At 63.3% G+C, this 22,759-nt stretch carries 24 protein-coding genes and 2 tRNA genes; 17 read left to right on the forward strand and 9 right to left on the reverse strand.

The features are described 5' to 3' along the window. Window positions 1-60: 60 nt before the first annotated feature. From IB262_RS02300 to IB262_RS02310, 3 genes are all read left to right on the forward strand, one after another. Window positions 61-1,437 carry a phenylacetate--CoA ligase family protein gene (locus IB262_RS02300; RefSeq protein ID WP_246802559.1) on the forward strand — a complete coding sequence of 459 codons (1,377 nt, stop codon included), beginning with the start codon at window positions 61-63 and terminating at the stop codon, window positions 1,435-1,437. 167 nt (window positions 1,438-1,604) lie between these two features. Then, the gene (gene greA, locus IB262_RS02305; protein ID WP_112977150.1) at window positions 1,605-2,087 is read left to right on the forward strand and encodes a transcription elongation factor GreA; all 483 of its coding nucleotides are present in this window, start codon (window positions 1,605-1,607) and stop codon (window positions 2,085-2,087) included. A 199-nt stretch (window positions 2,088-2,286) separates the two neighbouring features. After that, entirely contained in the window at window positions 2,287-3,318 is a 1,032-nt protein-coding gene (locus IB262_RS02310) for a DUF3095 family protein (RefSeq protein WP_192493375.1), read from the forward strand. A 127-nt stretch (window positions 3,319-3,445) separates the two neighbouring features. Here the strand turns inward: IB262_RS02310 and IB262_RS02315 are convergent, their stop codons facing one another. After that, a complete protein-coding gene (locus tag IB262_RS02315) occupies window positions 3,446-3,931 on the reverse strand; it encodes a MarR family transcriptional regulator (protein ID WP_112977149.1) in 486 nt (161 codons plus the stop codon). A gap of 150 nt (window positions 3,932-4,081) precedes the next feature. On the opposite strand from IB262_RS02315, the gene IB262_RS02320 reads away from it, so the two are divergent. The 6 genes from IB262_RS02320 (at window position 4,082) to IB262_RS02345 (ending at window position 11,279) form a co-directional block, all read left to right on the forward strand. Beyond that, entirely contained in the window at window positions 4,082-4,477 is a 396-nt protein-coding gene (locus IB262_RS02320) for an Ohr family peroxiredoxin (protein WP_034793353.1), read from the forward strand. Window positions 4,478-4,717: 240 nt separating this feature from the next. Next, window positions 4,718-5,173 (forward strand): (2Fe-2S)-binding protein, encoded by a 456-nt coding sequence (locus tag IB262_RS02325; RefSeq protein ID WP_034793355.1) that lies wholly within the window; start codon window positions 4,718-4,720, stop codon window positions 5,171-5,173. Between the two features lie 4 nt (window positions 5,174-5,177). Beyond that, entirely contained in the window at window positions 5,178-7,331 is a 2,154-nt protein-coding gene (locus IB262_RS02330; RefSeq protein WP_112977148.1) for a molybdopterin cofactor-binding domain-containing protein, read from the forward strand. A 2-nt stretch (window positions 7,332-7,333) separates the two neighbouring features. After that, on the forward strand, window positions 7,334-7,975 hold the full coding sequence (locus IB262_RS02335) for a hypothetical protein (protein WP_060516124.1): 642 nt from the start codon (window positions 7,334-7,336) through the stop codon (window positions 7,973-7,975). Window positions 7,976-8,438: 463 nt separating this feature from the next. Beyond that, window positions 8,439-9,356: a 4-hydroxy-tetrahydrodipicolinate synthase gene (dapA, locus tag IB262_RS02340; protein WP_112977147.1), complete on the forward strand. Its 918-nt coding sequence runs from the start codon at window positions 8,439-8,441 to the stop codon at window positions 9,354-9,356. 375 nt (window positions 9,357-9,731) lie between these two features. Continuing rightward, complete coding sequence (locus tag IB262_RS02345; RefSeq protein WP_082566244.1) at window positions 9,732-11,279, forward strand: DUF1254 domain-containing protein; 1,548 nt, start codon at window positions 9,732-9,734, stop codon at window positions 11,277-11,279. A 48-nt stretch (window positions 11,280-11,327) separates the two neighbouring features. Here the strand turns inward: IB262_RS02345 and IB262_RS02350 are convergent, their stop codons facing one another. Both IB262_RS02350 and IB262_RS35695 read right to left on the reverse strand, forming a co-directional pair. Beyond that, window positions 11,328-12,785: a CYTH and CHAD domain-containing protein gene (locus IB262_RS02350; protein ID WP_246802560.1), complete on the reverse strand. Its 1,458-nt coding sequence runs from the start codon at window positions 12,783-12,785 to the stop codon at window positions 11,328-11,330. Further along, window positions 12,739-13,128, reverse strand: a complete 390-nt coding sequence (locus IB262_RS35695) for a hypothetical protein (protein ID WP_210337604.1) — start codon at window positions 13,126-13,128, stop codon at window positions 12,739-12,741. Before IB262_RS35695 ends, IB262_RS02350 begins: the two co-directional genes overlap by 47 nt. Window positions 13,129-13,181: 53 nt before the next feature. Between IB262_RS35695 and IB262_RS02355 the strand changes: the two genes are divergently transcribed. From IB262_RS02355 to IB262_RS02365, 3 genes are all read left to right on the forward strand, one after another. Next, window positions 13,182-14,288, forward strand: coding sequence for an endonuclease/exonuclease/phosphatase family protein (locus IB262_RS02355; RefSeq protein ID WP_034793373.1), 1,107 nt, complete (start codon window positions 13,182-13,184; stop codon window positions 14,286-14,288). 2 nt (window positions 14,289-14,290) lie between these two features. After that, a complete protein-coding gene (locus IB262_RS02360; protein ID WP_112977146.1) occupies window positions 14,291-15,031 on the forward strand; it encodes an NUDIX hydrolase in 741 nt (246 codons plus the stop codon). Window positions 15,032-15,282: 251 nt separating this feature from the next. Continuing rightward, a complete protein-coding gene (locus IB262_RS02365; protein ID WP_034793378.1) occupies window positions 15,283-16,200 on the forward strand; it encodes a PhzF family phenazine biosynthesis protein in 918 nt (305 codons plus the stop codon). A 55-nt stretch (window positions 16,201-16,255) separates the two neighbouring features. On the opposite strand, the gene IB262_RS02370 is transcribed toward IB262_RS02365, so the two are convergent. From IB262_RS02370 to IB262_RS02380, 3 genes are all read right to left on the reverse strand, one after another. After that, window positions 16,256-16,331, reverse strand: a tRNA-Lys gene (locus IB262_RS02370). Between the two features lie 134 nt (window positions 16,332-16,465). After that, window positions 16,466-16,654 (reverse strand): hypothetical protein, encoded by a 189-nt coding sequence (locus IB262_RS02375; RefSeq protein WP_162728900.1) that lies wholly within the window; start codon window positions 16,652-16,654, stop codon window positions 16,466-16,468. Next, complete coding sequence (locus IB262_RS02380) at window positions 16,651-17,034, reverse strand: hypothetical protein (RefSeq protein ID WP_210333215.1); 384 nt, start codon at window positions 17,032-17,034, stop codon at window positions 16,651-16,653. The genes IB262_RS02375 and IB262_RS02380 overlap by 4 nt, the downstream gene beginning before the upstream one ends. 296 nt (window positions 17,035-17,330) lie before the next feature. Between IB262_RS02380 and IB262_RS02385 the strand changes: the two genes are divergently transcribed. Beyond that, window positions 17,331-17,406 (forward strand) — tRNA-Lys (locus IB262_RS02385). A gap of 284 nt (window positions 17,407-17,690) precedes the next feature. On the opposite strand, the gene IB262_RS02390 is transcribed toward IB262_RS02385, so the two are convergent. Then, the gene (locus IB262_RS02390; RefSeq protein WP_060516128.1) at window positions 17,691-18,122 is read right to left on the reverse strand and encodes a GFA family protein; all 432 of its coding nucleotides are present in this window, start codon (window positions 18,120-18,122) and stop codon (window positions 17,691-17,693) included. A 614-nt stretch (window positions 18,123-18,736) separates the two neighbouring features. Here IB262_RS02390 and IB262_RS02395 point away from each other — a divergent pair. Together IB262_RS02395 and IB262_RS02400 are read left to right on the forward strand one after the other, a co-directional pair. After that, window positions 18,737-19,003: a DUF1127 domain-containing protein gene (locus IB262_RS02395; protein ID WP_034793390.1), complete on the forward strand. Its 267-nt coding sequence runs from the start codon at window positions 18,737-18,739 to the stop codon at window positions 19,001-19,003. A 112-nt stretch (window positions 19,004-19,115) separates the two neighbouring features. Next, the gene (locus IB262_RS02400) at window positions 19,116-19,607 is read left to right on the forward strand and encodes a hypothetical protein (protein WP_112977145.1); all 492 of its coding nucleotides are present in this window, start codon (window positions 19,116-19,118) and stop codon (window positions 19,605-19,607) included. 124 nt (window positions 19,608-19,731) lie between these two features. Here IB262_RS02400 and IB262_RS02405 read toward each other — a convergent pair whose 3' ends face one another. Further along, a complete protein-coding gene (locus IB262_RS02405) occupies window positions 19,732-19,974 on the reverse strand; it encodes a hypothetical protein (RefSeq protein WP_034793396.1) in 243 nt (80 codons plus the stop codon). A gap of 224 nt (window positions 19,975-20,198) precedes the next feature. After that, window positions 20,199-21,185 (reverse strand): glycosyltransferase family 2 protein, encoded by a 987-nt coding sequence (locus tag IB262_RS02410; RefSeq protein WP_162728910.1) that lies wholly within the window; start codon window positions 21,183-21,185, stop codon window positions 20,199-20,201. A gap of 392 nt (window positions 21,186-21,577) precedes the next feature. Between IB262_RS02410 and IB262_RS02415 the strand changes: the two genes are divergently transcribed. Next, window positions 21,578-21,919, forward strand: coding sequence for a hypothetical protein (locus IB262_RS02415; RefSeq protein ID WP_082566245.1), 342 nt, complete (start codon window positions 21,578-21,580; stop codon window positions 21,917-21,919). A 137-nt stretch (window positions 21,920-22,056) separates the two neighbouring features. Beyond that, window positions 22,057-22,470, forward strand: a complete 414-nt coding sequence (locus IB262_RS02420; protein WP_112977144.1) for a hypothetical protein — start codon at window positions 22,057-22,059, stop codon at window positions 22,468-22,470. Window positions 22,471-22,759 lie beyond the last annotated feature (289 nt).

Consider the following 22,759-nt stretch of genomic DNA (forward strand, 5'->3'; position numbering starts at 1 on the left):
CCGTGCCCGGTTGCTGTTGGCGCGGTTCCAGGCTGAAGCAGGGACACGAGGATTGATCCGATGTCGCCAGTCACCGCCGCGTCTCCGACGCTCGATCGCGACCTTCTGCTGAAGGCGGCACAGGAGCGTCTGCTGCGCTCGGAATGGTCGCGGGAGCAGTTGCGATCGTTTCAAGGCGGTGCGCTGCAATCCGCCCTGAAGCATGCGGTCAATGCGTCACCCTACTATCGCGAAACCATTGGCGACCGCTTGGCGCAGGGGGGCGCACTCAAGGATCTGCCCGTGCTGACGAAGCGGGCGCTTATGGAGAATTTCGACCGGATCGTTACCGACCCGAGGCTGAGCCGGGAACTGGTCGAGGGGCATCTCGGCGGACAGTCTTCCGGCTCGCTTCTGCTTGGTGAATACAGAGCCGTTGCCACGGGCGGCACGACCGGCGAGCGTGGGGTCGCGGTCTTCGATCCCGCAGCCTGGCTATCGGCCATCGCCAACATGGTGCGTTTCCAGGCGATCGTCGGAATCGACGAGACGACGCGCAGTGTTGCCATATTCGCCTCGTCGCCGGTCCATATTTCCTACCATATCGGCGTGGAGCTTCGGGCGTTGAGGCCGCCGGCGCCCCGGTTCAACGTGCTGATGCCGATCGAGGAGATCGTGGAGGGCCTCAACCTGAACCAGCCCGAGGTGATCTCGACCTATCCGTCCTTCGTGCGTGTCCTGGCGGGCGAGCAGCAGGCGGGGCGGCTGAGGATCAGGCCGCGGCTTTTCCGAACCAGCGCCGAAACGCTGACGGAGGAGGTGCGCGAGCTTGCGGCCGAGACCTGGCAGGCGGCCATCGCCGACAGCTATGTCTGCACCGAGGCGGGACCCATGGGCCACGAATGCTTGCTTGGCGACGGGCTGCATCTCGCCGAAGACAGCTTCGTCTTCGAGGTGGTGGACGGAGACGACCGCCCGGTACCCGACGGCGTGGAGGGTGCGAAGCTGCTGGTGACGACCCTTGCCAATCGCGCGCTGCCGCTGGTGCGCTACGAGATCTCCGACATCGTGGCGATGGCGACCGAGCCGTGCCGCTGCGGCCTGCCGTTCTGGCGGATCGGGTCGATTGCCGGGCGGAGGGAAGAGACGCTGCGGCTGCCCAGGCGTGGTGGTGGGACGGTCAATGTGCACGCCCACCGGCTTCGCTCGCCGCTGACGGGTGCGGCCGGGGTGCGGCAATTCCAGTTCGTGCAACTGCCGGATGGTCTGGAAATCGCGATCGCCGTGTATGAAGGCGCCGATGCGGCCGCCGTCCACGCTGCCGTCGAACTGGGCGTGCGTGCGGCACTCGAGGCGGTGGAAGCCGAACCCGCGGAGTTCCGTGTGCGGGTCGTGGATGCGATTGCGCGTTCGGGCGGCGGCGCCAAGCAAAAGCTGGTGGTCTCCGGCGGCGACTAGGAGAGGGCAGGATGCACGCGTGGTGCAATCGCGGCCCGGCTTCGGCCACGCGGCAGCAGGTGGACATTCCGGTGGCCGGCGGGCGGGCAAGCGGCTTATAGTGTTGATAGGCCGGTCCGGGGCCGATATGAAGCCGGCCTCTTGCCCGCGATACGGAGTTTTGAAGATTGAGCGTTGCCTTCACCAAGGAAGAAAGTGCCGAAACCGCCGCCGAAACGTTGCTGCCTGACCGGGCGGTTTCGCCGCATCCGAACCTGGTGACAAAGGCGGGGCTGACGGCGCTGGAGGCGCAGATGCAGGAGGCGCGGGTCGCCTATGAAGCGGCAGCCACGATCGACGACGTGAACGAAAAGCGGCGGCAGCAGGCGGGACCCTTGCGGGACGTGCGCTATCTCTCCGAACGGCTGCGCACCGCACAGCTGATGCCCGAACCTGCCTCCAACGAGATCGTCGCCTTTGGCAGCACGGTGACCTTCAGCCGGGACGACGGGCGGGTACAAAAATACCGGATCGTCGGCGAGGACGAGGCAGACCCCAAGGCGGGATCGATCTCCTATGTCTCGCCGGTGGCACGCATCCTCATGGGCAAGGCAGTGGGCGACCTCGTCACGGTCGGCGACCGGGAGCTCGAGGTCGTGGCGATTTCCTGACCTTTAGCGTATCGGCTTGATCGCGTGGATTCGTGGCCATTATTATCGTATCCGATTTAATTGTACCATCTTGACATTCCGCTGTTGCTCGGTATTTATATCGCGTCCGATCTAATTTGGCGGTGCCGGATGATCGGAGGCGCTTGCCGGAGGCAGGCGGCCAAGAGGTTTGCTCGGTTCGTCGGTACGGAGAATGGACATGCACAACACTGGTGACGCTACGCCCGTTCGCGCCTATCGCGAGTTTTCCCGCGTGCTCGATCCCGATGTCTACGAGCCGCTGCCGGACGACTGGCTGATCGGCATCACCGACGTCGTGAATTCCACCGGCGCGATCCGGGCCGGGCGCTACGAGGACGTCAACTATGTCGGCGCTTCGGCGATTGCCGCCATCGGCAATGCGCGCGGCGATTTCGATTTTCCCTTCGTGTTTCGCGGCGATGGCGCGGCCTTTGCGCTGGCGCCCGGTGGCGCGGCAATGGCAGCTTCGGCGCTGCGGCAGCTCGCCGCCTTCGCAAGGGACCGGTTTGGTCTCGATTTGCGCGTCGGCCTGCTGACGGTCCGGGATATCAGGGACCATGGCCAGGATGTGCGCATCGCCCGCTATGCCGCATCGGAAAACGCGACCTATGCGATGTTTGCCGGCGGTGGGCTTAAATGGGCGGAGCGGCAGTTGAAAGAGGGGCGCTACCTGCTTTCGCCGGAAAGCCATGGTGCCGAACCGGATCTGACCGGCCTTGCCTGCGAATGGCGGCCGTTTCCAAGCCGGCAGGGGCAGATCCTGTCGCTGCTGGCCGAACCCGCCGACGACATGACGCCCGAGCGCTTTGCCGCCGTGGCGCGCGCCGTGATCGCTGTCTTCGATCAAGGGCCGCGGCAGTCGCATCCTCTGCCGGAGGAAATGGGTGTGCCGAAGGACGCGCGGGTGCGGGTTGCGCCCGAGCGCTGGGCGGGAGTGGCCGCCAGTTCCGATTTTCGCAAATATGACGACGGCCTGCGCCTGACGGTGGATTGCACGACGGAACAGATCGACCGCATCGAGGCGATCCTTGCGGCCGCCAAGGCGCGGGGCGAGGTGATCTTCGGGCTGCATCGGCAGAGCCACGCGCTGATGACCTGCCTTGTGCCGTCGGCGCGACCGGATGCGCACTTGCATTTTCTCGACGGCATGGACGGCGGTTACGCCAAAGCGGCGGAAATGATGGTGCCGCGTGAGCGCTTGAGTGCCTGATCCGGCCAAGCGGCAAGGATGGCGGAGAGCCGCCCTTGCGCGTGATGCTGGCCGCTCCAATCGCCGTGCCGGCCTTTGCGCGAGCGATAATCGCGGCAGCGGCAGGCGGGCGTTTCAGCGACCTTCACTATTTCCGGTTTCCGGGCTGACCAGCGCCTAGCAGGTTGTCGCGCAGCTTTGCCACTGATTGCTGCACCGTATCAAAGTCGTCACCGAGGCCGATCACGTCGGTCAGCGCCGCACCCGGCTCGGCATCCACCACCGCCTGGCCGGCCGGCGTCAGCGTCAGCCGCACCTGGCGTTCGTCTGCGGGATCGCGGCGACGCTGAAGGTAACCGTCAGCCTCGAGCTTCTTCAGGATCGGCGTCAGCGTGTTCGATTCCAGAAAGAGCTTTTCACCAAGCGTGCTCACCGTCTGGTCGTCCTCTTCCGACAGCGCCACGAGGGTCACGTATTGGGTATAGGTGAGGCCCAGCTTGTCGAGCAGGGGCTTATAGGCGCGGCCGAAGGCAAGATTTGCCGAGTAGATCGCAAAGCACAGGAAGTTCGAGAGCTTCTTGCCGCCCTTGGCCGATGCAGTGCCAGGGTCCTTGGCAGTCTTGGACGTGGACATGGGAATCTTTTTTCCTTTTCGTTGTCTGCACTTAATATAAATCGCATCCGATTAAATCGCAATGGTGTTGACGGTGCCTCACGCTTCATCTATAAACATCGCATCCGATTAAAGCGGATCCGATAAAAAATCAAACAGAGAGGAAATGACATGACCGAGAAGCTTCTTTTCACCGGCAAGACCCACAACACCAGCGGCCGCGACGGCGGCACCATCAGCCAAGACGGCACTTTGGAACTCAAGCTCACCCAGCCGCATCCGGCCGCGGAAAACCTGTTCGGCGCCGCCTGGTCGGCCTGTTACCTGGGCGCGATCGAGCTCGCAGCGCTGCAGCGCAAGGTGAAGCTCCCGGCCGGGCCGCAGGTCGATACCGAGATCGATCTCAACGTCAACGACGGCTCCTATTTCCTGCGTGCCCGCCTGAACGTTCGCCTGGATGGTCTCGACCGCGACGTTGCGCACGACATCATCCACGCCGCCCATGATATCTGCCCTTACTCCAAGGCAGTGCGCGGCAACATCGACGTCGAGACCAATCTCCTCTGATTTCGGCTTAAAAAAACCTATTGATATCATCGGGATGTGCCTGAGCTGGTCACCAGCCGCGGCGCATCCCGATTTCGTTTCAGCAGCGCTCGTTCCTCTACGCATGGCGTCCGGCGGCGGCGGCGGAGGGATTTTCCCGACGGGACCTCACAAGAATGTAATTTGGCCGATCGTCGCCCTTGTTGGTATTTTCGCGCCTTCGCATGTACAGGGGAGCGGCCCTGAGGGGCCGATGGTCGCATGCCTTACAACCTCACGGTCAATGGAAAGAGCTATGCCGTCGATGTGGACGGCGATATCCCGCTGCTCTGGGTCCTGCGCGACACGATAGGGCTTACCGGAACCAAATTCGGCTGCGGCATCGCCATGTGCGGCGCCTGCACGGTGCATGTCGACGGGCAGGCGGCGCGCTCCTGCGTGATGCCGGTGTCAGAGGCGGCGGAGAAACCGATCACCACGATCGAGGCGATCGGCGACACGCCCGAGGGCAAACGGGTGCAGCAGGCCTGGCTCGACATCGACGTGGTGCAGTGCGGCTACTGTCAATCCGGGCAGATCATGTCGGCGACCGCGCTCATTGCCGCCAATCCCACGCCGACCGACGACGACATCGATGCCGTCATGGCCGGAAACATCTGTCGTTGCGGCACCTATCCGCGCATTCGTGCAGCCATCAAGCTTGCGGCGCGGGGGTGATGCCATGTCCATCTTCGACAGAACGAACCTTTCCTTATCGCGCCGCCAGCTTCTGATCGGCGCATCGCTGACCGGTGCGGGGCTGGTGATCGGCTTCAGGCCGCAGGCGGCCGTCGCAGCGGGCGAGCCCTTTTCGCCGAACGCCTTCATCCGCATTCCCCAGGAAGGCAAGATCACCTTCGTCATGCCCTCGGTGGAAATGGGGCAGGGCATCTATACGGCGGTCGCGATGATGCTTGCCGAAGAGCTGGAGGTCGGGCTCGACCAGGTGGTGCTGGAACATGCGCCGGCCGACCCCAAGCAATATGCCAATCCGCTGCTGGGCGACCAGATCACCGGCGGTTCCTTTGCGATCCGCGGTGTCTACGAGCAGATGCGCAAGGCGGGTGCGGCGGCCCGCATCATGCTCATCGGTGCTGCGGCGCGCGACTGGGGCGTTTCGCCGGACGCCTGCAAGGCCGAGGCGGGACATGTGGTCGAGACCGCCGGCAGCCGGCGCGCCGCCTATGGCAGCCTGATTGCGGCTGCGGCCTCTGAAGTCGTGCCGCAGGAGGTGCCGCTGAAGCCGGCGTCCAGCTACCGGGTGATCGGCAAGCCGGTGCATCGTCTCGACAGCCCGGAGAAGGTGAACGGCACCGCGAAATTCGGCATCGATGCCCGCCCGGATGGCGTCTCCTATGCGGCGATCGCGATCTGTCCGCACTTCAACGGCAAGCTGCGCTCAGTCGACGAGGCCCCGGCCATGGCGATCAAGGGCGTCAGCCAGGTGGTCCGCATCGAGGAGGCCGTCGCGGTCGTCGCCAACAATACCGGCGCTGCGCGGAAGGGGCTCGCGGCCCTTTCGATCGAATGGGATCCGGGGCCGAGCGCCTCGGTTTCGCAAGCCGAACTCGAGCACCTCATGGATGCGGCGATCGACGGCAAGGCCCTGCCGCATGTCAGCGAAGGCGATGTCGCCAAGGCCGAGGCCGAGCATGGGCCGGTGCACGAATTCGTCTACCGCATGCCGATCCTGACCCATTCCGCCATGGAGCCGATGAATTGCACCGTGCATGTGCGCCCCGATGGCTGCGAGGTCTGGGTGGGGACGCAGATCATGAGCCGGGCACGGCAGGCGGCGGCCGACGTTACCGGCCTGCCGGTCGAAAAGGTGCTGGTGCACAACCACTTGCTCGGCGGCGGCTTTGGCCGCAGGCTCGATGTCGACGGCGTGATCCTCGCGACGAAGATCGCCAAGCAGGTGAAGGGCCCGGTGAAAGTGACCTGGAGCCGGGAGGAGGACATCCGTCACGACTGCTATCGTTACCTCAACTACAGCAAGGTGACGGCGACGCTCGGGGCCGACGGCATGCCGGTCTCCTGGCGGCACCGGGTCATCGGCCCGTCGGTCATGGCGCGCTGGTTCCCGGGCTTTACCAAGGACGGTGTCGACCTCGACCAGATGGCGGGGGCCGAAACGCCCTATGCGATCGAAAACAGGCAGACCGATTTTGCCCGCCAAGAGGCGCCGGATGGCATGCTCACCGGTAACTGGCGTGGTGTCGGCGCCACCCGCAACATTCCCCCGGTCGAATGCGGAATCGACGAACTGGCGGAACTGGCGGGCATCGATCCGCTCGAATACCGGCGGCGGCTGCTGCAGCACAAGCCGCGGCTGCTCGGCGCGCTCGACCTTGCAGCCGAGAAGGCCGGCTGGTCGACCCCGCTTGCCAAGGGCAGGGGGCGGGGTATCGCGGTTGCCGAGGATTTCGGCAGCTTCGCGGCGATGGTCGCCGAAGTCAGCCTCGACGGGAACGGCAGGTTCAAGACCGAGCGTATCGTCTGCGCGGTCGATTGCGGCCAGGTGATCAACCCGGACACGGTCGAAGCACAGATCCAGAGCGGCGTCGTCTACGGCCTGAGTGCGGCACTTTACGGGCGCATCACCGTCGAAAACGGCGCGGTGGTCGAAGGCAATTTCGACGATGCGCCTGTCCTGCGCATTCACGAGACGCCGCCGATCGAGGTGCATATCGTGCCGAGCGCCGAGGCGCCCGGCGGCATCGGCGAAGTGGGCACGCCCGGCGTGGCGCCGGCGCTTCTGAACGCGATCTTCATGGCGACCGGCAAGCGGCTCAGAACCCTGCCGATCGACCAGGGCGACCTGAGGAGGGTGTGACCATGAACAGGCCCGCCCTTGCTCTTTCGCTTGCATCCGCGCTCGTGGCGGCAGGTCTCATCGCCACTTTCGAGCCGGTCAGCGGTTTTGCCGAAACCGCCAGCGGCGGCGCCTTGAAAGGCGCGGCCGACTTTGCCTCGATCACCGATGCGCGCCAGCGCTCTAAGGCGATCTTTGCCGAGGCGAGCCGGGTGCTCACCCATCCGCGCTGCATCAACTGCCACCCGGCAACGCGCAGCCCGACGCAGGGCGAGGACATGCACCCGCATGTGCCACTGATGATCGCCGCCGACAGTTCGATGGGGCCGGCCGGCCTTGCCTGCAGCACCTGCCACGGCGCGGAGAACCGGGCGATCGTCGGCAGCCGGCTGAAATCCATCCCCGGCAACGCCCATTGGCAGCTGGCGCCCGAAAGCATGGCCTGGCAGGGCCTCACCGTTCGCGAGATCTGCGAACAGGTGAAGGACACCGAGCGTAACGGCAACCGCTCCCATGCCGATCTCATCAAGCACATGGGCGAGGATCACCTGGTCGGCTGGGCCTGGCATCCGGGTGAGGGCCGCAGCGCGCCGCCCGGTTCGCAACCGGAGTTCGCCGCGCTGATCACGGCCTGGGTGGAGACCGGCGCGGAATGTCCGGACTGAGCGGAAGCTCACGTCCGGACTGAGCGGAAGCTCAAGTTTGGGCTAAGCGGGTTGGATTGCCGGCGAGCGCTGTATCAGCCTGTCGAAGCGCGTGCCGCGCACGGCGTCATGCAATCTTCAACAGCCTTCGCCAAGCCTGCTGCAAGATTGGATTTGATGCGGCCAAATAACTGTAAACAAATGAAAATTGCAAGATCGAGGCGTTGCTGCGACGATCGGGGAGCGCAGGCACGTCGTCGCTAGGAGCGGGTCCTCCTTGACAATGCAGCCGGACTGTTCGACCTTCGCGCCCATGACCTGCCGCCTCGCCAAACTGACGACTGCAAAAAAAGCCCCGCACCCGGGGCTGTCTGTCGTTGCGCGCAGAGCATAGCAAGCACAAGGACCAGATCGACCCCGCCGGTTCGGACGGGGTTTTCGCTTGCGCTCTCCGTCTCCGGTTTTTTCAAGGAGATGGAATTTCATGGAAAGCACAGCTTCAACGCAATCGCCGGGCCTTGGCGGCCTCTGGCTGCCGCTGATCACGCCCTTTCGCGATGGTGAACTGGACGAGCGCTCACTCCGCCGGCTGGTCGTCCACTATGCGGCCGAGCCGATCGATGGGTTCATTCTCGGCGCGACCACGGGCGAGGGCATGGCGCTCGACGAGGCGGAGTGCGAGCGGGTGGTTGCGATCACCGATCAGGCCCTGGCTGGGTCCGGCCGGCGCATCCCGGTCTATTTCGGGCTTTCCGGCAGCGATACGCGGAAGTCGGTGAAGGCGCTGGAGCGGATGGCCGCTTGGGGCGTCGATGGCTATCTGATTGCCTGCCCCTATTACACGCGGCCGTCGCAGCGGGGGCTGTTTGCGCATTTCTCGGCCCTTGCTGATGCCACGGACCGGCCGATCCTGATCTACAACATTCCCTACCGGACGGGCGTCAACCTCGGCAACGAGACGATGCTGCAACTGGCGGAACGGAGAAATATCGTCGGCGTCAAGGATTGTTGCGCGGATGCGACGCAATCCTTCGATCTCATCCGCCACAAGCCGCGCGACTTCGCCGTACTGACCGGCGAGGACCCGTTGTTCTACATGGCGCTGACGCAAGGGGCCGAAGGCGGGATCACGGCGTCAGCCCATGTGCAGACGGCAGCCTTCGCCGATATTCGCAACAGGCTGCTTGCCGGCGACCAGGCGGGGGCGCTTTCCGCATGGCAGCGCCTTGCCGACCTGCCGCGGCTGCTCTTTGCCGAGCCGAGCCCCGGACCGATCAAGCACTGGCTGTGGCGCGCGGGGCTGATCGACAGCCCGGAGATGCGCCTACCGATGGTGCCGGTGAGTGATGACCTGGCGCTGAGGATCGAAAGGGCGATAGCGGCGCAGGACGGTCGCCGCTGAGCCTGCGACGGTTCCTCAAGGCGGGGCGATCGGTCAAAGGAAGATCGCCCTGCTTTGCGTGGTCGTTTGCATCGTATTTTAACAGTTACGTACTTTCGCCGAATGGTTTGTTTCGGCAGGATAGCGGTCCTCACGCGCGGTGTCCGATGGCCCTGTGCGGACCCGTGCTGCTGGGCATTGAAATGCCGCAGTTGAGGAAAAAAAACAGAGAACCATTCTTGCGAGCGATCCGTGTCCTGAACCGTCACGGGTGAGGGCGAAAGGCCGGTTTCCCGGCGCGAGGACGAGCCGGGCGAGATGGACGGTGTGCCAAAAACGGGGCGCCTGTGCGGGTGCCTTTCGAAAGCTGATTGATCAGGACGCCTGGAGACGATGATGAAAACATCCGGCAGCAATCTTGAAATCACTCGACGCGACATGATGAAAGGCGGGATCGGAGCAGCCTCGCTTGCCGCGATCGGTGCCGGCGCGGCCGTTCCGGCGGCTTTGACCGCCGCCTCGGTCGTTACCTCGGCCACGCCCGCCGAGGCGCAGCAAGCGCTCGGGCCGGGAGCGCCGACGCTGCCGGTGACCGGCGTTGCCATGCATCCAGGCTATGCCCGTACGATCGGGCAGATGGCCTATATCTGGGGCTGGCCGATCGTCAACATGCTGAACCGCAGGGCCAAGGTCACCCAGGCGCCCTATGCGGGTCTGCTCGGTGGCCTTTCGCCGGTGGCCCCGCGCGGCCAGGTGGGCATGCTGCACGACTATATCGAGCCGTCGGAAACCTTCGTCACATGCCCCAACCAGGACGTCGTCTATGGCCTCGGTTTCTTCGAGCTCGACGATGAGCCCGTCGTCGCGCAGGTGCCCGACTTCGGCGACCGCTTCTGGCTCTATTCGCTCTACGATGCCCGCACAGATCAGTTCGGCCAGCTCGGCAAGCCCTATGGCACGCGGCCCGGCTTCTATCTTCTTGTCGGCCCCGACTGGGACGGGCTGAAGCCCGCCGGCATCACCGACATCATCCGCTCCCCGACATCGCTTGCGAGCGCCATTCCCCGCATCTTCCAGACCGATGTGAGCGACGACAACCAGGCGGTCCAGCCGCTGATCAATCAGGTGGTTTTCTATCCGCTGAAAGAGTTTACCGGCGAGGCGAAGACGATCGAATGGGCAAAGCTGACCGACATTCCGGCTCCGCCCTTAAACGGCGGCGCGACCGACGCCGAAACCAAATGGGTGACGCCGGAGACGTTCTTCGACCAGTTCGGCGACGCCATCGCCGCGGTCGATCCGCTGCCAGGGGAGGAGGCGCTTTTTGCCCAGTTCCGCCTGTTGCTCGACGCGGCCGAGCGGGATCCCGAGCTTCGGGGCATGCTCGTCGACACCGCGATCGAGACCGAGAACAAGGTCATCCACCCCTTCTTGGAATGGCAGCGCAACGGGCTGCCGGCCGGCAATGGCTGGAACCGCTCGGTCAACAATGCGCAATGGGGGATCGACTACTTCAACCGGACCGGCACCGCCAAGTCGAACATGTTCAACAACCGGCCGAGCGAGACGCAGTATTTCTATACCGACTTCGACGGCGCCGGCGACCAGCTGACCGGCGTGAAACTCTACGAGATCACCTTTGCGCCCGGCCAGGAACCGCCGGTCAACGGCTTCTGGTCGCTGACCCTTTATGACGACAAGCACCTCTTCCACACCAACGACTTCAAGCGCTATTCGCTGGGCACCAAGAGCGACAGGCTGAAGCGCAATGCCGACGGCTCGCTGACGCTTTATGTGAGCGCCGAGCGCCCCGGCGGGGAGAAGGACAGCAACTGGTTGCCGGCGCCGCACGGAATCTTCTCGCTCTACATTCGCGCCTATTGGGGCAAGGACGCGATCCTCGACGGCACCTGGCAGCCGCCGAAGATCACGGTTGCGGCATGAGGGGGGCCAAGGTGCCGGGATAAACCGACGTCGGTTTGCCCGGCGTGCTCAACGCCAGAAGCGCTTGACGTCGATCACGTCGTCGAGCGCAGCCTGCGCGCGGTCGATGAGCTTGTCCTTGTTGGCCTGAACGACGAGCGTTCCGGCGTCCGGGTGATCTTCGAGGCCGATCTCGCCGAGCACATGCGGCGCCGAAACCAGATCGTTGAGCGTGCCGAGTTCATCCTGCAGTGCGGCTATTGCGGCCGTGAAGCGCTTGTGGCGCCTGGCGCCACGCTTGTCGTCGAACAGTGTCGCAAAGAATTCGGCGGCATAGCGCAGCTTCTTGGCGTCCTTGCGGGCCTCGTGCCGCTCTTCGTCGTTGATCTTGGCGAGCGCGCGGCCGTGCTTCTTCAGCTTCCGGCGCTCGCGGTCGAGCACGGCCTCGGCGAAATCGGTCACGGGCCGATCGTGAAGTTCGGCGGGCGGCGATGAAAGATAGGCGCCGCAGTGCAGCCACTGGTGGAGATCGAGCATGAGGGCGCGGCCGCGTCCGTCATCGAGCGCCGCGAACACCTCCCGATAGCGGGCGGCGCGGGCCGTCTTCAGCCACTCGACAAGTTCCGGCTGGGATGCGCGGGCCAGGAGAACGTCGACGTCGCGGGCCTTGCCGAAGACGCCCGCCAGCCACTTCAGCTCGCCTTTCAGGCGCGCACTTTCGTCGTCCTGAAGCAAATCCCTGTAGAGCGAGAAGGCCGATCGCAGGCGCCGAAGGGCAACGCGAGCCTGGTGCAGGGCCTCCGGGTTCTGGCGCACGCGCAGCACGTCTTCGTTCAGGCGGTGGTGGCGAAGACAGGCAAGGGCGACCGTGCGGAAGCTCTTTGCCACCCGCATCTCGCGGTCGAGTTCGACCGGCTCGGCCTTGAAGACCATCTGCTCGGCATCGATGAGACGGAAGCCGCGCTCCGCCTTGGACATGACGCCGAAGCGGATGGGAACGATCGCCTCGATACGGCGGGCGAGCGTGAAGAGCGCCTCGGGCGCGCCGTCCTTGAGCTCAAGTTCGATCTCGCCGATCGCGGTCTGGCGGGTGCCCGCGGTGATCAGGCCGCGGTCGAGCACGACCTCGACGTCGGCGCCATCCTGTTTCACTTTCCAGGTGGTGCGCTCGACATCGACGGCAAAATGCGCCTGCAGATCGCCTGGCTCGAGGTCGAACTGGGCGGCAAGCGGCGTGGTGTGGTCGACCACCGGCTCGTCGCTGTCCAGCGGCTGCTCCCATTCCGGCCGGGCGAAAACCGAGGCGCTCGCTCCCGTCGCCTTGATCGTCTGGGTGCGGGCAGAACCGACCGTGCGGATGCGCAGCGTGAAACCCGACTGGAACAGGTCGCGGGCGCGCGTATCGAAATAGACGGACCGCTGGCTTTCGACGCGCGCCGGCTCACCCAGAAGCCCGGATGCGGCGAAGCGATCGAGATCTTCAGGGAGAAGCTCGAGCTTGATTTCGATTTCCGTGTTCAACCCCATCCTCCAACAAGTGCAAGAGACAACGCGATAATGCCATATGAGCACATTGGTTCGTGTTCTGAATTACATGGATCATATTTGCGGCGGCGGTCCCACGCGATAGGTCGCGCTCGAAGCTGAAGGCCGCCGGGGTGTACGGGATTTCAATGGATTCCGGACGGAAAACCGCTTCGCACTTTTCCTGGAATTGCTTTTTGAGATGGCGCGATTCCGGACGGAAAACCGCTTCGCACTTTTCCTGGAATTGCTTTTTGAGATGACGCGATTCCGGACGGAAAACCGCTTCGCACTTTTCCTGGAATTGCTTTTTGAGATGACCAATTCCGAACGGAAACCGTTTCACACTTTTCCTGGAATTGCTTAAGCTCCCCGCATTTCATGCCACGGAATTGATAAATGTCGCTTCGCCTTGCCACCTTCAACATCGAAAACCTTTTGAGCCGCTTCGATTTTTCCGGCTTTCGCAATCAGCTGAAACAGGACCGCGTGCTCCGGCTCTTCGACGTGAAGACGGAAGCCGAGTACCAGCGGCTGGAGGAGGCGCGCACGATTGCGCATACGGACGATACGCGGCAGATGTCGGCGCTCGCGATTGCCGATTGCGATGCCGATATCCTCTGCCTGCAGGAAGCCGACAACATGGCCTCGCTGCAGGCCTTCGAATACAACTACCTTTTTCGCATGGTCGGCAACGGCTATCGCCAGAAGTACCTGATCGAGGGCAATGATTCGCGCGGGATCGACGTCGCCGTGCTGATGCGCGAGGAGACGCGCGACGGCCAGCCGATCGAATGCCTCGACGTGAAGAGCCATGCGGGGCTGACTTATGAGGATCTCGACCTCTTCAACGACAGAATAGCGCTTACCAACCGTCCGGCCGACCGGATCTTCAAGCGCGACTGCCTGGAGCTGGACTTAAGGATCGGCGGGCGGCCGCTGACGCTCTACGTGGTGCATTTCAAGTCGATGGGGCCGGCGCGCGAAGGGCTCGACGGCCGGCAGGCGACGATGCCGCTGCGCGTGGCCGAAGCCTCGGCCGTGCGCCACATCATCGAAAGCCGCTTCGGCCGCGGGAAGACGGCCGACAAGATGTTCGCGATCTGCGGCGACATGAACGATTACCAGGAGAAGGTGAACATCCTCGGCGACCGGCGCACCGGCTACCAGTTCGTGCCGCATGAGGAGGAGACGAGTTCGCTCGACGTCTTCACCCGCGACGGCTTTGTCGAGAACCCGATGCTGCGCCGTCCGGTGATGGATCGCTGGACGCTGTTCCACAGCCGCGGGCCGCAGGAGCGGCATCTCTGCCAGCTCGACTATATCTGGCTTTCGCCGGCGCTTGCCAAGCGCAACGCGCACCAGGTGCCCGAGGTCATTCGCGGCGGCCAGCCGTTCCGCACGATCTTTCCGCCTGATCTGGAGGTGGAGCGCTATCCGCGCACCGGCTGGGACCGGCCGAAGGCGTCCGACCATTGCCCCGTGGCCATCACCCTGGATGTGTGAGCATGAGCGCGCTTGAAAGCAACACGGACGCCTGGCCGGATGAAGGCGTCATCATCCCGATCGATGCGGTGGATGTCCGCGTTACCGGCGCGGCGCATCCGTTTCACCGGGAGGAGGTGGAGCGCGCGCAGGAAAACTGGCAACGGGAGATTGCCGCCAACCCGCACCTCTTCGACGGGCGGATGGTGTTGCTCAGGGCGCTTCGCATCGCGGACGGCCGGCTGCGGGGCGAGGGGCATGTGGTGCCCTATTCGACCTTTCTCTGGTGGCGGAAGACGCGAGCAAAGAGTGCGTTTCATCTCTTTGCCATGCCGGCGATCCTTTCTTCCGACGGTGCGCTGATCCTCGTGCGCATGGGCGGGCACACGGCCAATCCGGGCCGGGTCTACAGCCCCTCCGGTTCGCTCGAGCCCGAGGATATCGTCGATGGCGGTTGCGACATCGACGGCAATATCCGCCGCGAGGCGATGGAAGAAACCGGCATCGACCTTTCGCTCGCGACCGTGGAGCCCGGCTATCACCTGCTGCATATGGGCCGCGCCGTGACGCTTATCCGCGTCTATCGCTATCCGGAGACGGCGGCAGCGCTGGTTGCGCGCGTGGCGGAGCACATTGCCGCGGACCCGGAGCCGGAGATTGACGAGGCGATCGCGGTTTTCGGCCCGGATCCCGTGGCGCACAACTATCCACCCTTCATACCGCCGATCCTGGACTGGCTGTTTCGGCGCGAGAAGCCGCTCTGATTTCGAATCAACGGGACGTCGCATCTCCTTGTATTTGTGCGTTTTAGCGGGGGTCGCCACGCGGCCGCGCGGCGGCGGGTGCGCGCCGGTTGCGGCCGGGAGGGTTTTTGGCCGCGTGAGCGGCGAAGCGTGCTGCCGGAGCCGGAGCTAAAGAAAACGTGATCCGCGCCGAGCTGTGTACCGGCGCTTTTAAGCCTTGCCGCCCGCGTCCCGACGCTGCAAAGTTCGCGCATATTCGCAAGGGGACATGAATGGCGCTCAGCTACGCGATCTACGACGTCTTCACCGACAGGCGACTGGAAGGCAATCCGCTGGCCGTGGTCTTCGGTGCCGACTGGCTCGACGATGAAGCGATGCAGGCGATCGCGCAGGAATTCAACCTGTCGGAGACGGTGTTTATCCGCAGACCCGGCGGTGCGGCGCATACGGCGAAGCTCCGGATCTTCACGCCTGCCCAGGAACTGCCCTTTGCCGGCCATCCGACCGTCGGTGCGGCAATTGCGATCGCCGAGGCCCAGCGTGGCGCGACCGAGGAAGGCTTCGACCTCGTGCAGGTGCTGGAGGAGAAGGTAGGGCCGGTGCGCTGCGCCGTGCGGCTCAAGCCCGGGCAGGCGAGCTTTGCCGAATTCGACCTGCCGCGAAAATCGGTCAGGCTCGACGCACGCTTCGACCGGCAGGCGATCGCCGATGCGCTAAGCCTGAAACTCTCGCAGATCGGTTTCGAGAATCACGTTCCGTCGTTCTGGAGCGCGGGCGCACCCTTCGTCATGGTGCCGGTGCATGATGTGGCGGCGGCTTCGTCGATCGAGTTCGATTCGCTGCGCTGGGAGCAACTGACGCCGATGGCCGAGGGACGGCTGGCCGCGGCTTACGTCTATTGTCGCGGCGGAGTGAACCACACGGCGCGCTTTCACGCCCGCAAGTTCGGCCCTGGTGCCGGCAATCTGGAGGATCCGGCAACCGGCTCGGCCGTTGCCGCCCTTTCCGGCGCGATCCACTATTTCGACCAGTTCGTCGACGGCCATCATCCGGTGCTGGTCGAGCAGGGCGTGGAAATGGGACGGCCGTCCTTCATTCACCTGCATCTCGACATCTCGGGCGGCGAGATCAGCAACGCCCGCATCGGCGGCCATGCGGTGAAGATTGCGGCCGGCGAACTCTACGTCTGAGGCGTTGGCATAAGACTTGGAAAATTCAGCTTATTCAGCGTTTTAAGAGAAGTTTTGGTGGGTGATCACGGGCTCGAACCGTGGACCCGCTGATTAAGAGTCAGCTGCTCTACCAACTGAGCTAATCACCCATCCGTGGCGTCGCTTTAGCGCACGACCTCATCACACTCAAGAGGGTATTTGCATCTCGCAATGATAAACTCACAGCCGTTTCCGCCGAAGCGGTCGGAAACGGCTAGATTCTTGCCTTCAATCACCCCCGTCGTCAGCGCACGTCGATGAAGTTGCCCATGAGGTCGAAGCGGCAGTTGAAGAAGGTGACGCCGCGGCCGCCATCGTAGTTGCCCTGCACCCAATAGTAGCGGCCGCTTCGGAAGGCCATATTGACGGTGATCCGGTTGGGACGCACGCCGAAGGCGGCAGACGCTTCGCCCTGGCAGAAGCGCGGCATCATCCTTGCGTCGACACGATCCGGCTGCTGCGTGTCGTCGTATTGCGGCGGGCGTTCCGGGCGTGGCCGTGTGTTGCCGCCGGCAGACGTGACACGGCAGACGCCGTTGCCGGCGCCCCGGCGCGTATAGCTGATTGAAGGCGAACCATCGCGGTTGACGCTGATCGAGATCGTGGTTCGTCCTTGGCTCGCCTCGTAATAATCGCTGCTGAACGCTTCAGACGGGCCTGGCTGCCATTGATGAAGACGGGACCGCCCTGATCGGCGTGGACCTCGATACGGCCGGGGCAGGTGGCGTTGAAGAACGGCACTTCGGCCTTCGCCTCGGTGGCGAAGCCGGCAAGGATACCGACGAGCATTCCTGTGGCGATCGTGCTGCGCATGGGGATACCTCTCCAATCATCGCTCGTTTCGTGTGCCCGGCTCGCTGCAGTATGCCGAGCATGCGCCTCGCGTCAAACGGGTCTTTTGTCGCGTTTCCCCTGTGGCCTGTATCCGCAGGGATGCGCGAGGGGTGGCCGGAACGCGCCCGGTTGATAGCGGGCGAGTTCTCCACAGGGGGTGCTCTAGCCCCACGAGATTTTTCAAAAGATTTTCACAAAGGCGCTGGACAACCAAACCGAACGCCTTTATACGCCCCCTCACGACAGCAGCGGGACACACCGCGGCGGTCGCGGATGGGTGATTAGCTCAGTTGGTAGAGCAGCTGACTCTTAATCAGCGGGTCCACGGTTCGAGCCCGTGATCACCCACCAAAACTTCTCCTAAAGCGCTGATTAGATTACAATTCCTATATCTACGCCGATCGCATGTGTCCGGGCTTCTGGGCAAAAGTCACGGCCCGTTTCCGTTGCAAAATATACCGGTTCGATGTTGCGACCCCAGTGGGCGGCGCGCATTCCGCTGAACCGTGGGACGGGCGGCGGATGAGGATCGCAAAGACAGGGCTGGGGCAGCGTGATCGGTCTTCCGGCGATCAGTCGCCAAGCACGCGCGACGGCCGGGCCGCCGTCGCGCCGTGTCTTGCAGGGCTCGTGAATCACTTGGCCGGAAAATATCGCAGGGTTCCGGCGAGCCGGGGACCGGTTGAGCCCTTGGTGTCCATCGGATGATTGATGCCGTCGTTGACCGGCAATTCTTCAAAATCAAAGGGGCTCACGCCCTCCAGGCAGGCTGCGTTGACGCCGTAGAAATCGGGGTTGGAGCGCGGCTTGTGAAAGGTGTAGATGCCGCATTTCGAGCAAAAGAAGTGCTCTGCTGCATTTGTGTTGAACTGATACTTGGTCAGCGCCTCGCCGCCCGAAAGCACAGTCACGCCGTCTTTGGCCGCCGAGACGGCGACCGCGCCCTTCAGCTGGCAGTATGAGCAGGTGCAGCGGCGGGCCGTATGGAGGCCATTCTTCAGCCGAACATTGAAGCGAACCGTTTTGCAGTGGCAGGCGCCGTTGAGGTCCTGAACGTCGAAATTCATGGAAACATCCGTCTGGTCTGAGCCGAATTGATGTCTGTTCCATAAGGGCTGGATCACCGATCCTCAAGTGCGGGCCACCGGCGTCGCGGCCGGCGCGACCGACCCTCGGCCAGCTGTGCCGCCGGCACCGTTCGGCGTCGGCCGCCCCTATGTTTTCGAGATCAGCAGGCTCCGTTCAATTGGCGGCGCAATTGGGATCGTTTCCGTTGATGACGGTCACGCCCGAGCCAGGGGTGGTCGAAAGGCTCACAAAGCCCGCCGCATTGCTGGTGTTGCCGTCATGCAACAGGCGCATCTTCAATCCTGCGTCTGCAGATTGTCCTCTTGCCGACAAAGTAATCCTGTGTAATTTTCGCCAAATCGGAGCTCAAACTAGAGGAGGCATACGATGAATATCAATTTTGTTCAGATGCGCGCCTCTGGTGGAATGGTTCACCCGTCACGACGAGTGTGCCGTAATCCTGTGTATTACTTCGGCGCATAATTGCGTCCTGAGTTCCGCCTTTTCGTATCTTCCATTTTGACTTGATGTGACCGGCTTCCGGAACGTAGTTCCGTGTCCGCGCGCATCCATAATCTAGAGGACCCGACCGCTTTGCGCGGCGGGAAAAATCATGCGCGAATTGCAACTGACCACCGCTGGCGCCTTGCCGGCGATCATGGACGACCTTTTTCGAACGTTCGGCTTCCGCCGCACGGTCGGCGCTTTCCTGCTTGCTGCCTGGAGGCGTCAGCGGACGCTCAACCAGCTCAGCCACCTCTCCGACCGTATGCTGCGCGATATCGGCGCAGAGACGGGAGAGGGCGTGAAGAAGCCGGAGATCGCCGACATCTCGCTCTGGCAGATGCCGGTGGGCTATCCGGTGACGAGACACAACTGAGGCCCGCGTCAAGCGGGCCTCTTTTCCCGCAGCAACCGGTGGCCGATGAACAACGGCTCAGAGGGCAATCGGCTCACTGGGGGACTGGCGCGGCGAGCTTGGCCGCGCAGTCATGCTTGATCATCGCCGCGGCAAGGTTTTCCCGCCCCTTGCCGGTCGCCTTCGCCCTTGCCGCCGCCATCTCCCTGCACCAGCCGGCGTCGAGAACGTCCAGCGGCTGATCGACGACATGCGCCGCGTCCTGAAGCCGAACGGCAAGCTGATCATCTCCGCCTCGGCGGTGTTCTCCTTCCACGAGGGGCCCGAGAACTATTTCCACTTCACGCCCTTCTCCTTCAAGATGCTGTTCAAGGACTGGAGCGAGATCGAGGACCTGCGCGGCTCGAGCATGCCGTTCGAAACGATCGGCATTCTGATGCAGCGCATTCTCCTGCAGTGCGACGTGTTTCCGCTGGCGCGCCCGTTCATCGAACTCATGGCGCGCTCGGCCCGGTTCTTCGACGTCTTCATTACCCAGCAGTACGATACGACGTGGAAATACACCGACGATCACAAGATCGATTCGATGATGCCTTCCAATATCCAGGCCGTGGTGAGGAAATAGCGCGGGCCTGCCCGCGGCTTGGGCGACATCCGTCGCCGCTTCGCCTTTAAAATTCCGATGAAGGATCACCCACGGGCGACGCCCGTGGGTGATTGCGTTTTTGGCGCCGGGTGCTCGCGGGCGTTTACGGGGTCGTCGCGGGCTGCGTCGTGGCCGGCTGCGTGGTTGTTGCTGGCGGCGTCGCCGACTGGTCTGTCGTTGCGGGCTGCTGGGTCGTCGCTGGCTGCTCGGTCGTTGCCGGCTGTGTCGTCGTCGTTGTCGGCGCTGTCTCGGTTGCCTGCTGGTTCGCCCCCGGTTTCAGGAACATCACAGCAAGTACAATGAGCACGACCACAACCACGATACCGATGATGGTGTTTCGATTCATCAAGGCTTCTCCTCAGGTTAAGTGCCTTGAAGCTGTAAATGGAGCGGTTGGTCGAATTATCAACGGGCCGGTTCGCGGGTCGGTTGAAAAACACATGCCAAACGTGGCGTGGGGCGGCTGTGACCGCCCCGACGTGTGCGGCTGTCCCTGAAGTATAAACATGAGCCGGGTGGTTTTCCCCATCGACAGCCGGCTAAGCGAAAGCGCGAACCGACAAACCCGCCTTAGCGGGTGCCTTCGTCGGGAGCCTTCGGGACCGCGGTAATGAAGCCGAGCCGCAGCAATTGCTTCGATCCGTCGAACTTCATCGAAGACCCGGAAAAGAGCTGCAGGGCACCGGTGCTCGAAAGCGCATCCGTCATCTTCGCGCAGGCCGCCGAGCCGTCGAAATACTGCCCATCGGCCACCGCGTCGTTGATGACCTTCTGGTAGTCGGCAAAGAACTTGAAGTGCAGCAGCGTGCCAAGAATAGACGAGAAGTTGCGCTGATAGGGGAGCGGCTGGTGGATGCTGGGGCCGAAGCGACAGTCCTCGTCCCAATAGATCAGCGGATACTTGATCATTTCCAGGTCCGAGTCGAACTCGCGGTGGCGAGCGCCGCCCTTGATGGTGATCGCCCGCTTCGTCGTCGTCAGCGTATAGCCGCGGCTGTCGAAATGATCGGCGACTTCCCAGGGGGCAGTTGTCTGCAACTGGTCGATGTCGGCGGCCCCGAGATCGACCGGATACATGTCCAGCATCGGTGCCGGGAGGCGCGAGATCTTCAGGCCCTCGAGCGCGTGAATGACCGACCAGAGCGTGCGGTTTTCGCAATCGTCATAGATCAGGAATTCGTCGGAATCGACGTTCACGTACCAGCGTTCGCCACCATACAGTGCGAACAGCGACTCTCTCCAGGCACGTCCGCGCCGCGCATCCTTGTAGCGGACCGAGGATGCCCACAGGTCGACATCCGGCTGACAGAGCAGAAATTCGCGGGTGCCGTCGGTCGAGGCATCGTCGACGCAGATGAAGCGGGTGATCCCGAGTGACCGGTAATGGGCGAGGAAGCCCGGCATGAGCTTGGCGTCGTTGCGGGTCAGGAAGATCAGCGGCAGGTCATCGGGATAGAGCGATGTCTGCCCCTGGGGGCTGACGCAGCGCAGATCGACCGCGTGGTTCATCCTGCGCTCGCGCCGCTCGACCTTGGTCGTCTCGTACCAGGTCGCGATGCGATCAAACAAGCTTCGATCCGTGATCGACTCGGCATCGGATCGATTCTTGAAGGGATACGCGATATCCGTCATGCTCATTCCGACATTTGTCATAAACAATATGAACCCGGACTAAATCAAAAGCACAGGCGTGGCAATCCATACGATCGCACGGATATGGGGAGCGAAAATCGCTGTGTCGAGTGGCTCGCACACGTGGAGTGCGCCCGGCTGCTACAGTTTCTGCGGGTATCCTTCAATCGCAAAAGGCGGCATTCAAGCGGCTCGGCACTTGTGCGCAGCCTGACGTCAAAGCGTTTTCTGCGAAACTTTTTGGCCGCTATCCTGTTTCTCCTTCATCCACGTTCGCGCTGATGCGCCAAGAAGTGGAGGAGGCAGACATGACAAGCATGATGAGCAAGCTGTTGATGGCGGCCCTGGTGGCCGCGGGATCGGTCACCGCAATGCCGGTCGTCTCGCCGGCGCAATCACTCGACCTCTATATCGGCCGGGACCGGGATTATTACGGCGACGACTTCCGTCGCGAGCGGCGGTATGACGACGAAGATTACGTTCGCCCGCGCGGCTGCAGCACCGGTCAGGCGTTGCGCCGGGCCTATCGCGCCGGCCTGCGCGATCCAGAAATTGCCGCCATGAGCCGCAACCGGATCGTCGTTGAAGGCGAAACCCGGCGCGGCCAATATGCCCGGATCTATCTGGCGAACCGCAGCGGCTGTCCGCGCATCGGATAACGGCTGGGCGGTCGCATGACGATCGCGATCGTTCTCTCGCATAGGCCGGCGCCGGCAATCGTTCGCCGTCGGCGGTCGGGTAACGTCGAAGTTTTGCGCGTTTCCTTGCGGCCGGGCACGGTGATAGACCTCGCCGCATGACCGCACTTTCCGATTTCAACGCCACCCCGCTCGCCGAGCGCGCCTGCGGCACCTGTACGCTCTGCTGTCGCCTGCCGGATATCGATGCGCTGGAGAAGCCGGCCAATGCCTGGTGTCGGCATTGCACGGGTGCGGGATGCCGGGTCTATGAGGACCGGCCGCAGCTTTGCCGTGACTTTCTCTGTCTCTGGCGTACGGACGAGACCTTGGGCGAGGCGTGGGATCCGGCGCGTTCGCATATGATGATCTATCGCCAGGGACCGCAGGTCACGGTTCTCGTCGATCCGGACCATCCGGACGCCTGGAAGCGCGCACCCTATGCAGCGGTGCTGCAGGGCTGGGCGCGCGAGGGTGAGCGCGGACAATATGTCATCGTCTTTGTCGGCGACGCAGTGTTCAAGGTTGATTGAGACCGGTTGGTAACGACCCGGCAGGCCACTAGAAAGAAAGAGCCCCGCACAAAGAAAGAGCCCCGCACGAGGGCGGGGCAAGCAGGCACCCAAAATGGCTCGGGGTGCGGGGAAGCGCAGTCCAGAAAGAACGTACTGCGCGGTACGGAAGCTAACGTGCATCCGCCGGAGCGGGAAAGGCCGGATTCGCTGATTCTGGTACGGTTGCCAAAATAAAGTGGCCCGCGCACGGGCGGGCAGGCGCGCGCCCCTGTGGTCGCTTCACGGGTCGGTTTTCAAGGCTATCGAT

Source organism: Ensifer sp. ENS02 (genome assembly GCF_014851885.1).
In the GTDB taxonomy this organism is placed as follows: Bacteria; Pseudomonadota; Alphaproteobacteria; order Rhizobiales; family Rhizobiaceae; genus Ensifer; species Ensifer adhaerens.